Source organism: Polaromonas sp. P1_H6 (assembly GCF_056405195.1).
The window spans coordinates 42,368-55,408 of the sequence record NZ_JBFUCN010000024.1 but is presented as its reverse complement, the minus strand read 5'-3'; the positions used below and the strand labels follow the sequence as shown (position 1 = coordinate 55,408).

At 62.7% G+C, this 13,041-nt stretch carries 13 protein-coding genes; 3 read left to right on the top strand and 10 right to left on the bottom strand.

Annotation, left to right across the window (positions count from 1 at the left end; genetic code table 11):
* Positions 1–27 precede the first annotated feature (27 nt).
* Positions 28–804 carry an exodeoxyribonuclease III gene (xth, locus tag AC1D1F_RS19470; protein ID WP_477676570.1) on the top strand — a complete coding sequence of 259 codons (777 nt, stop codon included), beginning with the start codon at positions 28–30 and terminating at the stop codon, positions 802–804.
* Positions 805–941: 137 nt separating this feature from the next.
* Here xth and ntrC read toward each other — a convergent pair whose 3' ends face one another.
* From ntrC to AC1D1F_RS19425, 9 genes are all read right to left on the bottom strand, one after another.
* On the bottom strand, positions 942–2,456 hold the full coding sequence (ntrC, locus tag AC1D1F_RS19465; protein ID WP_477700806.1) for a nitrogen regulation protein NR(I): 1,515 nt from the start codon (positions 2,454–2,456) through the stop codon (positions 942–944).
* A gap of 94 nt (positions 2,457–2,550) precedes the next feature.
* Entirely contained in the window at positions 2,551–3,657 is a 1,107-nt protein-coding gene (gene glnL, locus AC1D1F_RS19460) for a nitrogen regulation protein NR(II) (RefSeq protein ID WP_477697363.1), read from the bottom strand.
* A gap of 27 nt (positions 3,658–3,684) precedes the next feature.
* Positions 3,685–4,209, bottom strand: coding sequence for a hypothetical protein (locus tag AC1D1F_RS19455; protein ID WP_477676878.1), 525 nt, complete (start codon positions 4,207–4,209; stop codon positions 3,685–3,687).
* 181 nt (positions 4,210–4,390) lie between these two features.
* Positions 4,391–5,806 carry a type I glutamate--ammonia ligase gene (gene glnA / locus AC1D1F_RS19450; protein WP_436157669.1) on the bottom strand — a complete coding sequence of 472 codons (1,416 nt, stop codon included), beginning with the start codon at positions 5,804–5,806 and terminating at the stop codon, positions 4,391–4,393.
* A 227-nt stretch (positions 5,807–6,033) separates the two neighbouring features.
* Positions 6,034–6,858, bottom strand: a complete 825-nt coding sequence (locus AC1D1F_RS19445; RefSeq protein WP_477676880.1) for a competence/damage-inducible protein A — start codon at positions 6,856–6,858, stop codon at positions 6,034–6,036.
* Positions 6,859–6,869: 11 nt separating this feature from the next.
* Complete coding sequence (locus tag AC1D1F_RS19440; RefSeq protein ID WP_477676881.1) at positions 6,870–7,799, bottom strand: EI24 domain-containing protein; 930 nt, start codon at positions 7,797–7,799, stop codon at positions 6,870–6,872.
* A gap of 44 nt (positions 7,800–7,843) precedes the next feature.
* Positions 7,844–8,806, bottom strand: a complete 963-nt coding sequence (locus AC1D1F_RS19435; protein WP_477676882.1) for a sterol desaturase family protein — start codon at positions 8,804–8,806, stop codon at positions 7,844–7,846.
* Positions 8,807–8,811: 5 nt separating this feature from the next.
* Positions 8,812–9,672, bottom strand: a complete 861-nt coding sequence (locus AC1D1F_RS19430; protein ID WP_477676883.1) for a polysaccharide deacetylase family protein — start codon at positions 9,670–9,672, stop codon at positions 8,812–8,814.
* Positions 9,638–10,651: a YVTN family beta-propeller repeat protein gene (locus AC1D1F_RS19425; RefSeq protein WP_477676884.1), complete on the bottom strand. Its 1,014-nt coding sequence runs from the start codon at positions 10,649–10,651 to the stop codon at positions 9,638–9,640. The genes AC1D1F_RS19430 and AC1D1F_RS19425 overlap by 35 nt, the downstream gene beginning before the upstream one ends.
* A gap of 139 nt (positions 10,652–10,790) precedes the next feature.
* On the opposite strand from AC1D1F_RS19425, the gene AC1D1F_RS19420 reads away from it, so the two are divergent.
* Positions 10,791–11,579: an alpha/beta fold hydrolase gene (locus AC1D1F_RS19420; protein WP_477676885.1), complete on the top strand. Its 789-nt coding sequence runs from the start codon at positions 10,791–10,793 to the stop codon at positions 11,577–11,579.
* 13 nt (positions 11,580–11,592) lie between these two features.
* Here the strand turns inward: AC1D1F_RS19420 and AC1D1F_RS19415 are convergent, their stop codons facing one another.
* A complete protein-coding gene (locus AC1D1F_RS19415) occupies positions 11,593–12,183 on the bottom strand; it encodes a putative pterin-binding protein (RefSeq protein WP_477697282.1) in 591 nt (196 codons plus the stop codon).
* A gap of 301 nt (positions 12,184–12,484) precedes the next feature.
* Here AC1D1F_RS19415 and AC1D1F_RS19410 point away from each other — a divergent pair, with 301 nt between their 5' ends.
* A complete protein-coding gene (locus tag AC1D1F_RS19410; RefSeq protein WP_477681320.1) occupies positions 12,485–13,021 on the top strand; it encodes a hypothetical protein in 537 nt (178 codons plus the stop codon).
* The last annotated feature ends 20 nt before the right edge of the window (positions 13,022–13,041 follow it).

Below are 13,041 nucleotides of genomic sequence, written 5' to 3'. Positions count from 1 at the left end.
TCTTTTCCGGGGCTGGAGCATGAGACCATGAAGATTACGACCTGGAACGTCAACTCGCTGACCGCGCGGCTGGCCCATGTGCTGGAGTGGCTGGCCGCCAACCCGGTCGACGTGCTGTGCCTGCAAGAGCTCAAGATGACGGACGACAAGTTTCCGCTGGAGGCGCTCAAGGCGGTGGGATATGAAGCCGCCGCCTTCGGCCAGAAGACCTATAACGGCGTGGCCATCCTGTCGCGCACGCCCGTGCGCGAGGTGGTGAAAAACATCGTGGGTTTTGAAGACGAGCATTCGCGAGTGATCGCCGCCACGGTGGACGGCCCCGCGGGGCCCGTGCGCGTGATGAACGGCTACTTCGTCAACGGGCAGGAACCCGGCAGCGAAAAGTTCGCCTACAAGATGCGGTGGCTGGACGGCCTGCAGGCTTATGTGCGCGCCGAAATGGCGGCCCACCCGCAGCTGGTGCTGCTGGGCGATTTCAACATCACGCCGGAAGACCAGGACTCCTACGATCCTGAAGGCCTGCGCGACACCATCCACCACACCAGGGAAGAGCGCGAGCATTTCCGCCGGTTGCTGGCACTGGGGCTAACCGACAGCTTCCGCATGTTCGAGCAGTTGCCCAAAAGCTATTCATGGTGGGACTACCGCATGCTGGGCTACCAGAAGAACCGGGGCCTGCGCATAGACCACATCCTGGTCAGCGAGGCCCTCAAGCCGCAGGTCAAAGGCTGCACCATAGACCGCGTGCCGCGCAAATGGGAAAAGCCCAGCGACCATGCGCCGGTAACCGTGGAACTCGGCTAAAAACCTCAAGCGGCGAATCCCCGGCGGTCCTTCTTCCACCAGCCAGGGCCGCGGGACTGGCTTTGCCAGACCGCAGGCGCAGCGGCCCCCTCGGGGGGCAGGGAGCTACACGAAGTGAGCGACCGTGGGGGCCACATTCACTCCAGGTGGAGCTCCTGGATCTTCCGCGTGATGGTGTTGCGGCCTATGCCCAACTTCTGGGCCGCCTCGATACGGCGCCCACGCGTATTGGCCAGCGCGGTCTGGATCAGCTTGGACTCGAAACGCCGCGTGAGAACGTCCCACACATCGCTGCGCCCGGTTGCCAGCAAGGCCAGGGCTTCGGCTTCAAGGCCGGTTTCCCAGCTTTGCTCCACCCCGCCTGCCGGCACGGGCAAAGCCGCTTCGGACGCGTGGGCGGCCGGCGGTTTGTCGGTGGCCGCGGCCCATTCCATACGCGGGGCTTCGGCCCTTTCAGCCGGAACCTGGATTTTGCCGGACTCCGGGATCATTCCCAGCACTTCGGGCGGAAGATCTTTGGGTTCTATCACCTGGGCCGGCGCCATTACCGTAAGCCAGTGGCAGATATTTTCGAGCTGGCGCACGTTACCGGGAAAACTGAAGTTGCTCAGCTGCTGCAGGGCGGTGTCGGAAATCCGCTTGGGCTCGACACCAAGCTGCTTGGCGCTTTGCTGCAGGAAGTGCCGCGTCAGCATGAAGACATCTTCACGCCGCTCACGCAGCGCGGGCAGGCGCAGGCGGATCACGTTGAGGCGGTGGAACAAGTCCTCGCGGAAACCGCCTTCCTTGACGCGTTGCTCCAGGTCCTGGTGGGTGGCGGCGATGACACGCACATTGGCCTTGACGGCGTTGTGCCCGCCGACGCGGTAGAAGTGGCCGTCGCTGAGCACGCGCAGCAGGCGGGTCTGCAGGTCGAAGGGCATGTCGCCGATTTCGTCGAGGAACAGCGTGCCGCCCTCGGCCTGCTCGAAGCGGCCGCGCCGCATGGTCTGCGCGCCGGTGAAGGCGCCGCGCTCATGGCCGAAGAGTTCGCTCTCGAGCAGGTCCTTGGGGATGGCTGCGGTGTTGATGGCGACGAACGGCCCGTTGGCGCGCGGTGAATGTTTGTGCAGCGCGCGCGCCACCAGCTCCTTGCCGGAACCCGATTCACCGGTGATCATCACCGTCACCATGCTCTGGCTCAGGCGCCCGATGGCGCGGAACACGTCCTGCATGGCCGGCGCCTGGCCCAGCATTTCGGGCGCGGAGGCCATGCGTTCCTCGGCCACTTCTTCGCGCTGGCTTTCTTCCACCGCGCGGCGAATCAGCTCGACCGCCTTGGGCAGGTCAAAAGGCTTGGGCAGGTATTCGAAAGCCCCGCCCTGGAAGGCGGAGACCGCGCTGTCCAGGTCGGAAAATGCGGTCATGATGATGACCGGCAGGCCGGGCAGCTTTTCCTTGACCTTTTCCAGCAGGTCCAGGCCGGAGCCGCCGGGCATGCGGATGTCGCTCACCAGTATCTGCGGGCCGTCTTCTTCGGTCGCGTTCTCCAGCGCGGCAAGCACTTCGCGGGGGTTGGTGAAACTGCGCGTAGGAAGGTCCTCGCGGAGCAGGGCCTTTTCCAGAACAAACCGGATGGACTGGTCATCATCAACGATCCAGATCGGTTTCATGTATGCAGTCCCTTTTGTCGTGCTTTCAGCGCGGGGCCCTCTGTAAGCCCTCCGCGCCGATCGCGTTATGTATCAATCATGAAGGAGACACATTTCAAGGAAGCGGTATGAGCAGCTTGAAATCTGTACGGCCCGGCACACTGTCGCACTCGATCAAACCGTGGTGTTGCTGCACAAAGGTTTGCGCCAATGTCAGCCCCAGCCCCGAACCGCCCTCGCGCCCCGAGACCAGGGGATAGAAGATGCGGTCTTTGATGGAGTCCGGCACACCCGGTCCATTGTCGATAACATGCAATTCCAGTGCCAAGCGATAGCGCTGCTTGCCAAAAGTTACCTGCCTGGCGATTCTGGTCTTGAAAGTGATCTGCGCATTGCCCGCCGCGATGCGCTCGGCCAGGGCCTGGGCCGCGTTGTGGGCAATGTTCAGCACCGCCTGGATCAGCTGCTCGCGGTCGCCGCGGAAGTCGGGAATCGAGATGTCGTAATCCCGCGTGACCTTCAGCCCCTTGGGAAACTCCGCCAGGATCAATGAGCGTACGCGCTCGCAAACCTCGTGGATATTCACGTCGCCCACCAGGTGCGGGCGGCGGTGCGGAGCCAGCAGGCGGTCCACCAGCGTCTGTAGCCGGTCGGCCTCGTGGATGATGACCTGGGTGTATTCGGTCAGGTCCTTGCCGATTTCCATCTGCAGCAGCTGGGCCGCGCCGCGGATCCCGCCCAGCGGGTTTTTGATTTCATGGGCCAGGTTGCGGATCAATTCCTTGTTGGCCTGCGCCTGGTCGATCAGGCGCTCTTCCCGCTCCTGCTTGGCCTGCTGCTCGAGCGGAAGCAGTTCCACGATGGCCTCACCCGGGGTGTCGGTCTGAGCCACCACCACGTGGACCGGCAAGGGCTCATGGTTCAGCCGCCGGAGCCAGGCGTCGTAACGCAGGGCGGCGAACTCGTTGCTGCCCGCGCCTTCGAGCGCGTTTTGCAGGATCAGGGGTTCGGTGAAACAGTCGGGAAGCTGGGACCCTTCAATGGTCCGCCGGGAGGTGCCCAGCGCGTCTTCCAGCGCGGCATTGGCGAACACCACGGTGCCGTCGGTGCGGACGACGGCGACCAGCGTGGCCAGCAGGTCGAAGGCCTGAAAGCGAGGAAGCCCCGAAATCAGGGCGGAGGGCGATGTGGTGCGGATGGAGGGCTTGTTCAAGCCATCCATTTTCACCCAGAAGCCGGCGCTGCGCGCTTAATTGAGGGTGGGAGCGCCCGAAGGAAGCCGGGATATTTCGCGTTTGAGGCCGGCGATGTCGCTCTGGTTGCGGGCGATGCCGTCCTTGAGTTCGGCCACGCGGTCCAGGTAGCGCTGGTAATTGCGGCCTTCGATGCCCTGCTTCTCGGGCTCGCCGTTGTTGTATTCTTTTTGCTGCTCGGCCAGCTTGGCCTCGGCTTTTTTCAGCTCGGCTTCCAGGATGGCGCGTGAATCGCTGTCGCGGGCTCGCTGCTCAGGGCTGCCGTCGGTACGCGGACCGGCCGCAGTCGCCACGCGAACCGCGGACTTGGGCGTGCTGCTCACCGGCGTGCTCTGCACCACCGTGACGTTGCCGCCCGAAACCAGCTTGCAGCTGCGGGTCTGCGCTTCTTTGGCGTTGTTGATGTATTCAGGCGTGGAGCCGCCGACGCCGGCACAGCGGAAAACCTGCTGCGCCCACGCGGCATTCCCCGCGCCGGCCAGCAGCAGGGACAAGGCAGAAAGCAATAAGGTGTTTTTCATAGGGAACTCCCGATGCCGGTAAGGGCTAGGACGGTCTATCAGTATGCGGCAAAGGAACAAAAATACAAAGCCAGCACACCCACAACCTGCCGGGACAATAAAAAAGGACGGCATTTGCCGTCCTTTTTTGGCCACAAACTGTGAAAAACCACAGTAAGCGGCTGGGCGCGAGCCCTCCTGTTTACAGGGAGTAGTACATGTCAAATTCGATGGGGTGGGTCGCCTGGCGCAGGCGGGTCACTTCACCCATCTTCAGTTCAATGTAGGCGTCGAGCATGCTGTCGGTGAACACACCGCCCTTGGTCAGGAAGCTGCGGCCCACGTCGAGCGCGTCCAGCGCCTGGTCCAGGCTGTGGCAGACGGTTGGCACTTTTGCATCTTCCTCGGGCGGCAGATGGTACAGGTCCTTGGTGGCGGCTTCGCCGGGGTGGATCTTGTTTTCCACACCGTCCAGGCCGGCCATCATCAGGGCCGAGAAACCCAGGTACGGGTTCATCAGCGGATCGGGGAAGCGCGCTTCGATGCGGCGGCCCTTGGGGTTGGCGACGTAAGGAATGCGGATCGAGGCCGAGCGGTTCTTGGCCGAGTAAGCCAGCTTGACCGGTGCTTCGTAGCCGGGAACCAGGCGCTTGTAGCTGTTGGTGCCGGGGTTGGTGATGGCGTTCAAGGCACGTGCGTGCTTGATGATGCCGCCGATGTAGTACAGCGCGAAGTCGGACAGGCCTGCGTAGCCGTCGCCGGCGAACAGGTTTTTGCCGTCTTTCCAGATGGACTGGTGAACGTGCATGCCGGAGCCGTTGTCGCCGACGATGGGCTTGGGCATGAAGGTGGCGGTCTTGCCGTAGGCATTGGCCACGTTCTGCACCACATACTTCAGGATCTGCGTCCAGTCGGCGCGCTGCACCAGGGTGCTGAAGCGGGTGCCGATTTCGTTCTGGCCGGCGCCGGCCACTTCGTGGTGGAACACTTCGACCGGAACGCCCAGCGATTCGAGGATCAGGGACATCTCGGCGCGCATGTCTTGCGTGCTGTCGACGGGAGGCACGGGGAAGTAGCCGCCCTTGACGGTCGGGCGGTGGCCGCGGTTGCCGCCTTCGAGCTTGGCGCCCGAATTCCAGGGCGCTTCGTACTCTTCGATCTTGAAGAAGGTGCCCGACATGTCGGTGTTCCAGCGCACGTCGTCAAAAATGAAGAATTCGGGTTCAGGGCCGAAGTAAGCGGTGTCGCCCAGGCCGGAAGCCTTGAGGTAGGCTTCGGCGCGCTGCGCGATGGAGCGCGGGTCGCGGTCATAGGCCTTGCCGTCGGCGGGCTCAAGCACGTCGCAGCTCATGAACAGCGTCGTTTCTTCAAAGAAAGGATCGATGTTGGCCGTTTTGGGGTCAGGCATCAGCTGCATGTCGGAGGCTTCAATGCCTTTCCAGCCGGCAACCGAAGAACCGTCGAAGGCGTGGCCCGACGTGAATTTGTCTTCGTCAAAGTGGGACACGGGCACGGTCACGTGCTGCTCTTTGCCCCGGGTGTCGGTGAAACGGAAGTCAACGAACTTGACTTCGTTTTCCTTGACCATTTTCATGACGTCTGCGACGGTCTTTGCCATCAAAATCTCCTGTGCTGGATGGGTGGTTGAAAATTATCTTCGGGCCTGTTGAATGCACTTTTTGTGCCAAAGCCGTTGGCTCTACGGTTTCCTGCCAAGCCTCGGATTGTGCCGTTATCTGGCCTCACTTCCAGCCTTGTCGAGGCTGAAAAGAGAAAAAACACCTTGCGGTAACGGCTGCACCATTTAAGTGCGCCACTCCAAATGCACCTTTTAAGTGCGAAAAATCAACGCACCAACTCGGGGCCGAATTTGAGGTCAAACTTGTGCAGGCCGGCGAGCATGGCGGGGTAAGCCAGGTTGACCGCCTCAGGCGCGCCTTTGACGCCCAACTCAATATGGCGGCCATATTCCGGGTGGTCCACGCTGGGCAGGCTGAAGACCTTGACGCCGGCATGCGCCGCTTCAATGGCGAGCATCAGCGGGGTCAGCATGGCTTCCATGGACCCAAAAATGATCACCGATTTTTCGGTGTAGGGCGACTTTTGGTGCAGGTGGGCATAGTGCGTGTCGAGCGCCCATTCGATCATGGGCCAGGCCATGACGGGGAAGCCGGGAACGAAGTGAACCGCGCCCTGCCCCACCCGGCAGGTAAAGCCGGGGATCTTGTTGTACGGATTCGGAATGATCTCCGCGCCCACCGGAAACACCCCCATGTTGAGGCGGTGGATGTTGTCGTCGCGGTCGGGCTCATAGGGTGTGCCCTGCTCCTTGGCCACGTCCGCCATGCGTTCGAGGATCAGGGTTTTGGCCGCGGGGTGCAAGGCCAGTTCAACCCCCAGCGCCTTTGCCGCGCACTGCCGGGTGTGGTCGTCAGGCGTGGCGCCTATACCGCCGCAGGAAAACACCACGTCGCCGTTGTCGCGCGCCGCCGCGAAGGCGCGCGCCAGCGTGGCGGTGATGCGCGCCGGGTCGTCGCCCACATAGTCGGCATACGCCAGCTGCAGGCCGCGCGCGCCCAGCAGTTCAATGGTTTTGGGCAGGTGCTTGTCGGCGCGTTTGCCCGAGAGGATTTCGTCGCCGACGATGATGAGGCCGAAGTGAGGAGTCATGTTCAGGGGATTCAAGGCAGGTGTAAATCGGGCTTGCCGCCCATGGAGCCAAAGCTGGGCGCCGGTCCCGGCAGGGCCTCGGGGGCCAGTTCCGCCGCCATGGACGTGATCGCGGCCTGCGCGAGTGGGTCCGGGGCGAGCGCGTTGTTTTTCTTGCGAAGCTGCTCCAGCGCAGCCAGGGTGTAGTGGGCGAACCAGAGTGAGGAAAACGCAAACACCAGGGTGTAGATCCAGATCGCCACCGGCACAAGGATGGGCGCCATGGCCACAAACATCGCACCTGAAGCCCAGAGCACGCTAGGCGCCGCGCCGAGGTAGCCGCTGAGCACGCCTATGGCAAGCAAGGGCATGCGGTGCTCCTTGAAAATCTGCCGCCGCTCTTCACTGCTGGCGTGGTCCACCATCGCGTCATAAGACATCACGCGGTAAGTCAGCCAGCCCCAGATCAGCGGCGGCAGCACCAGGATCAGCGGCGGAATCAACCAAAGCGGAATCGAAATGACCAGCGCCAGCAGGGCCAGCAAGGTCGAGCCCAGCGACCAAAACAGGCTGGTGAACAGGGAACCTCCCCGTTTGCGCTCCATTTGAGGAAAGCGCCGTTCAGCCACCAGGGCCACCATGGCAGGCGTCATGAGCAGTGCCACAAAGAGCAGCGAAACAATGATGATGACGGGAATAATCAACAACAACAACAGCACCTTGGGCAGTACGGTTTGCAGTTGACTCAAGCCCAGTCCCTCCAGCCAGCGAATCATGATATCGACCAGCTCGAAACTCCCGAGTTGCACGCGGACGGCTTCGGCAGCACTGTCCCAGAAGAAGTGGGCCAAGGTCAGAGAAACCACGCCCATGATCACCAACGGCAGGATCGATAGCACGATGACCCGCGGGTGCAGGCAATACATCACGGCACGCCAGAAGGCGTCAAGAAGTTTGCTCATGGCCGACAGGATACCCCGACTCGATGGCCGCCGGATTGCACCGTTCAAGCTTTGCCGAGGAGGCGCTTCAAGCCAATCCACTGCTGCGACCAGAAGCCCCTGCCGTAGTCCCGTTTGGCTTCCACCTGGTCGCGAACGCCGGTGGGGTCATAACGCTGCTCAAAATTGGCCGTGCCGAACAGCACATCCCACCAGGGCAGCAACACACCGAAATTGTGTCCACCCAAGACAGTCCGTTCAGCCTTCACCGTCTCATGCCCAATACCGATGCTGTGGTGCAGCCGGTGAAAGCGCGGGCTCACCCACAGGCGCTCGCCGATGCGGCCGAACCAGATGCGCACATTGGCATGCTGGAAGCTTTCGCTGAGCTGGGTGAAGGCCACGATGGCGACGAACTGGCCGGGCGGAACGCCTATGAGCTGGGCCACCAGCACGACGATGGAGTCGACCAGGACGTCGTCGATCAGGTGGTTGCGGTTGTCGCTCCACATGGTCATCTGCCGCTGCGCATGGTGCAGCGAATGCAGGCGCCACCACCACTCGAGCTGGTGCTGGCCACGATGCGTCCAGTAAGCCACGAAGTCGAACACCACCAGGTAGATCAGCAGGCTGACCACCGCGTGGTCGCTCACGCCGGGCCAGAGCTGGTCGAGATGGAAGGTGCCGTAGCCGGCCGTGCGCAGCGCGCCGAAGGCTTCGTCGAACCACGGGTCCAGTGTGAAGAACAGCGCAATGCGAAACAGGCCCAGCCGGTGGATCAAGGTGTACAGCACGTCGGTGCGTATGGTGGCGCGGTCGGTGACCGGCTCCACCGGCCGCCAGCGCTGCAGCGGGCCGATCAGGGCCAGAAGGATCACGACCTGGATCACGCCCACCAGGAACCAGGCGGTGGCGTCATAGCCGTCTTCCAGCAGGTTGCCCATGCCCAGTGTGAACATCGCCGGCTGCACGGCCGCCTCGAACAGCCATTGCTGCGCCGCCGAAAAATAATCACTGAACCAGTCCATGGCGCTTATTTTGCGGGCCTGGCGGGGGCCGGGCCGGACTGCGCGTCAATCCAGTCCTTGTACTGGGGATGCTCGCGCAGTGTCTTGAAGCAAAAACCGCGCGCTTGCAGGCCGGTGACCAGCGGCTCCAGCACCTTGGGTGCCCACGGATCCTTGCGCGACCAGATGCCCAGGTGCGCCAGCAGGATGTCACCGGATCGCACATCGCGCAGCGCCTTCTTCAACAGGAAGTCGTTGGGATACTTCTCGCTAGCCAGTTCGTCGCCCAGGAAGCCCGCGGGCGACCAGCCCACATGTTCATAGCCGCAGGCCTTGGCGGCGGCCAGCAGCGCGGGCGAGGTCTTGCCGCCCGGCGCCCTGAAAAGTGGCAGCGTTTTTTTGCCGGTAATGGCTTCCAGGCGCTTGCTGGATTTGCTGATTTCTTCGCAATACTGCGCGGCCGTCCAGGTGAAGTCCTTGCCCTCCAGCGGCCCCGCCGAGGGGCGCATCCTGAACTGCGCCTGTGCCCCCGGCACAGCGGGCATGTCGCCGCGCCAGTAGACGTGGTCCCAGGTGTGTGAAGCGAATTCGTGGCCCTCAGCCGCGCGTGCCTTCCACCAGGGCGCCCACTCCGCGCCCAGGCTGCCGTCGCCGGTCTGCGTGCGCTCGTTGGCGGCGAAAAACGTGACCTTGACCTGGTGCTTGTTCAGCACCTCAGCCATCAGCGGCGCAACGGCCATGTGGCCGGTGTCCAGCGTCAGGTAGACGGGTTTGCAGGGCGCCGCAGCCGAGGCAGGCTGCAGGCAGGTAACCGCCACAAAAACGGCAAGCAGCGCAGTTGCCGGGGCTTGCCTACCTTGGCGAATGATCAAGGGTCCAGACGCCATGCGGGCTCTTTCCAACGTTAACCTGGCGCACCACCTTGCGGGTCGCCACGTCGATCACGGTGAGCTTGCGCGCCCAGCGCGATGTCACCAGGATCTGCTTGCCGTCGCGGCTCACGTCGATGCAGTCGGGGCCGCCCGGTGCGGGAAACTGGTCGACCACCTCGAGGGTTTGCAGGTCTATACGGCTGATGGTGTTGGCCACGCGGTTGCTGACCAGCACGTGGCGCTTGTCGCCGAAGGCGCGAAACGCATGGGCGCCGGCGCCGGTCTTGATGACCTTGGTGCGCTGGGGCTGCGCCCCGCTCACGTCATAGACCTCGACCGCGTCGCCGCCCGTCAGGCCCACCAGCATGAATTTGTCGTCGGCCGTGCCGTAGACATCGGCCGGGATGGAGCCGGTCTTGGTGCGCCATTTGATGGACTGGCTGCCCAGGTCGATGGCGATCAGCTCGTCGCTGTCCTGCATCGTGGAATAGATCGTGGTGCTTTTGCTGTCTATCCACAGATGGCTGGGGGTCTTGCCGGTAGCCACGCGTTTGGCCAGCGTGATGTCCTTGCCGTCCCATTTGTAGATGTCGATGTGGTTCAGGCGATTGGCGGCCGTGACGAACCATTTCATGTCCGGCGAAAAGCGCAGCTGGTAAGGATCCAGGATGCCGCGTATCGTGCGCTGCACCTCGGCGGTTTTCGGGTCTATGAAGGTCAGCGAGTCCGACAGGGCATTGGCCACGATCACCGACTTTTCGTCGGGCGTGAGGTAAAGATGGTGCGGCTGCTTGCCGGTGGCGATGCGCCGGGTCTCGGTCCAGGTGGCCGGGTTGATCACGCTGACGGTGTCGTCCAGCGAGTTGAGCACAAAGACGGGCGTGGTGATCCCGGAAGCGGCCGGAGCCGCCGCAGTCTGGGCAAGGGCCGGTAAACTTGTCAGGGCGGCAAAGGCACACAGCCAGGCGGCTGCAAAACGGGCGGAAACATTCACAAAAACGGTCTTTCTAGGTGCAACCAGCTAGTGTAGCGGCGCGAAGTTGCCGCAAAACCACTCAAGCCGGCAAATAGCAGCCTGCAGGAGACCTAATGCGCCGGACGCCCTATCCGTTTACATCCCTTACGATGCGGTGATGAATTTGACGGAGATGGTGGAGATCAACGGGGTGCGCCTGGAAGTCAGGCGAATTGCCGGGCAGGCCGGCCTCGCCCCGATTGTTTTCCTGCACGAAGGCCTGGGCTCGGTCGCCTTGTGGACGCAGCGAGGGCTGGACTGGCCGCAAGCCGTGTGCGCGGCGACAGGCCGGGCCGGCATCGTCTACTCGCGGCGCGGTTACGGCCGGTCCGCATCCATACCCGACGTGCGCGGCAACGGGCGGCTGCCGCCGGACTATATGCACCGCGAGGCCTGGGAAGTGCTGCCCGCCCTGCTGCAAGCCTTGAACATCCATCGGCCGGTGCTGCTGGGCCATTCCGATGGGGCCACCATCGCCCTGCTCCACGCCAGCCGGCATCCCGTGTCGGCCTGCATCGCAATGGCGCCGCATGTGCTGGTGGAAGACATTGCAGTGCAAGCGATCACTGAAGCCAAGGCGGCCTTTGAATCGGGGGCGCTGCGCGAGCGGCTGGCACGCTACCACGCCGAGGTGGACGTGGCTTTCTGGCAATGGAACGACGTCTGGCTGTCCGAGGCTTTTCGCCGATTCGACATTCGCGAGGAATGCGGCCGCATCACGGCGCCGCTGCTGCTGGTCCAGGGCCTGGACGACGAGTACGGCACCCTGCGGCAGCTCGACGAAATCGCTCAGGTCGCGCCCCACGCCCGGCAACTGCGGCTGGCGGCCTGCGGGCATTCGCTGCAGCGCGACCAGCCCGCCGAGACCGTGGAAGCGGTCGCTGACTTCCTCAAGCCGATGGCTTGAGCGTCATTGAGCTTCAGGCCTCCTTGACCTCAATGTGGTAAGTCGCCCAGGGACACCAGGCAAAACGCGCGGGCAAGGGCTTGGCCGCCATCTCAGGGAAGCGGTCCGCGTCATAGACGGCCCATAGCGGGCCCAAGCCGCCCAGCGACAAAGGCTGGCCGTCCATGTGGGTGGCGACGATAAAGCGGTATTTGGCGATTTCGGCAGCCGTCACCTGGGCCGCATAGCCGTCCACCGCGCGCAGGAACACCGTGCTCTTGTCGTTGACCTTCACGCCGCTGGCCTTCAGGACGTCGGCCAGCAGCGGGCCTTTGAGCGTATGCGGCTTGCTGTCGTATTCGAGCGTGGGCTTGATGGTGACGGCCGGCAGCGCGGCCAGGGCGGCGAAGTCAAAGGCCTGGGCCTTGTCGAATTTGATCTTCTGCTTGGCCATCATCTGGTCCAGCGCCGGATCGAGTGCAGCGCGGTTGCCGGCGCCTATGAGGCCGCTGACGGTCAGCACGGTCGGGCCTTTTTGCGCCTTGGGGGCCAGTTGGGCCTGCGCCAGTTCGGGCAAGGCGACAGCGCCAAAGGCCGCTATCCCCATAAATTTACGCTTGTCCATGTTTTCCTCTCCTCCTTGTAAGCAAATGCACCGAGACGCGAATTTCGTCTAAAAATTCACACTAAATCAGTAATACAACGCCAATTTCACGACACATCTCAAGTCAAAGTACGTAAATCGGCGCATATTGTAATTACCCGTAACAAACCAGGAGTTCGTCGTGTACAGAAACTCAGAATGGTCGCCGGCAGGGCAGCTTCACATGCCGCATCTCGCCGAATGGTACAGCTTGTGGGCACGCTGGGTAAACCGCGGAAAACGCCGCATTCCCAAACACTGGCCTCTGCACGCGCGGGTTTTGATGAACAGCGAGGAACTGCGAACCTGGCACTGGATGATCGGTACTTTTGACGATCACCATGTCCTGGTGAAGATGCCGGTAACCCGTTTCACCAGGCCCAATGCCAGCGAGAACAGCCTGTACTGGTATGAAATGCTCCAGAACACCACCTGCACCTTTTCGGTCTGCGCCGGCGACGGCCACGTGGTCGGCTGCGTGGACGTCCCCAAGTCCTTCGGCCTTTCCCACAAAGCCAGGAGCCTGAAGCGCAACTTGCTGGCGCAATGCGGCATTTCCTACGCCGTGCTCAACCCGTCCATGCTGCCGAACCCGGACGAACTTCGCAATGAATTCTTCGGTGAAGCGGCCACCAAAGCCCGGCATCTCAAACGGGAAGAAGCAGTCCTCGAAGTCGCCCGCATCAGCCTGAAAAAAACCCTGGCGCAACAGCGGCAGATACGCACCCACATGGACCAGGAGCACAGCAGCAGCATGCCCGGCCACTGGCACGACTCGTTTCTCATACAGTCCAACACCCGCCCGGCCGAATTGCGATAAGGAGGCGCCGGCGGATGCGC

What these genes read in the sequence shown, in the direction of transcription:
- xth (WP_477676570.1), top strand. Translation starts at nt 28, where the DNA reads ATGAAGATTACGACCTGGAACGTCAACTCGCTGACCGCGCGGCTGGCC.
- ntrC (WP_477700806.1), bottom strand. Translation starts at nt 2,456, where the DNA reads ATGAAACCGATCTGGATCGTTGATGATGACCAGTCCATCCGGTTTGTT.
- glnL (WP_477697363.1), bottom strand. Translation starts at nt 3,657, where the DNA reads ATGGATGGCTTGAACAAGCCCTCCATCCGCACCACATCGCCCTCCGCC.
- AC1D1F_RS19455 (WP_477676878.1), bottom strand. Translation starts at nt 4,209, where the DNA reads ATGAAAAACACCTTATTGCTTTCTGCCTTGTCCCTGCTGCTGGCCGGC.
- glnA (WP_436157669.1), bottom strand. Translation starts at nt 5,806, where the DNA reads ATGGCAAAGACCGTCGCAGACGTCATGAAAATGGTCAAGGAAAACGAA.
- AC1D1F_RS19445 (WP_477676880.1), bottom strand. Translation starts at nt 6,858, where the DNA reads ATGACTCCTCACTTCGGCCTCATCATCGTCGGCGACGAAATCCTCTCG.
- AC1D1F_RS19440 (WP_477676881.1), bottom strand. Translation starts at nt 7,799, where the DNA reads ATGAGCAAACTTCTTGACGCCTTCTGGCGTGCCGTGATGTATTGCCTG.
- AC1D1F_RS19435 (WP_477676882.1), bottom strand. Translation starts at nt 8,806, where the DNA reads ATGGACTGGTTCAGTGATTATTTTTCGGCGGCGCAGCAATGGCTGTTC.
- AC1D1F_RS19430 (WP_477676883.1), bottom strand. Translation starts at nt 9,672, where the DNA reads ATGGCGTCTGGACCCTTGATCATTCGCCAAGGTAGGCAAGCCCCGGCA.
- AC1D1F_RS19420 (WP_477676885.1), top strand. Translation starts at nt 10,791, where the DNA reads ATGAATTTGACGGAGATGGTGGAGATCAACGGGGTGCGCCTGGAAGTC.
- AC1D1F_RS19415 (WP_477697282.1), bottom strand. Translation starts at nt 12,183, where the DNA reads ATGGACAAGCGTAAATTTATGGGGATAGCGGCCTTTGGCGCTGTCGCC.
- AC1D1F_RS19410 (WP_477681320.1), top strand. Translation starts at nt 12,485, where the DNA reads ATGAACAGCGAGGAACTGCGAACCTGGCACTGGATGATCGGTACTTTT.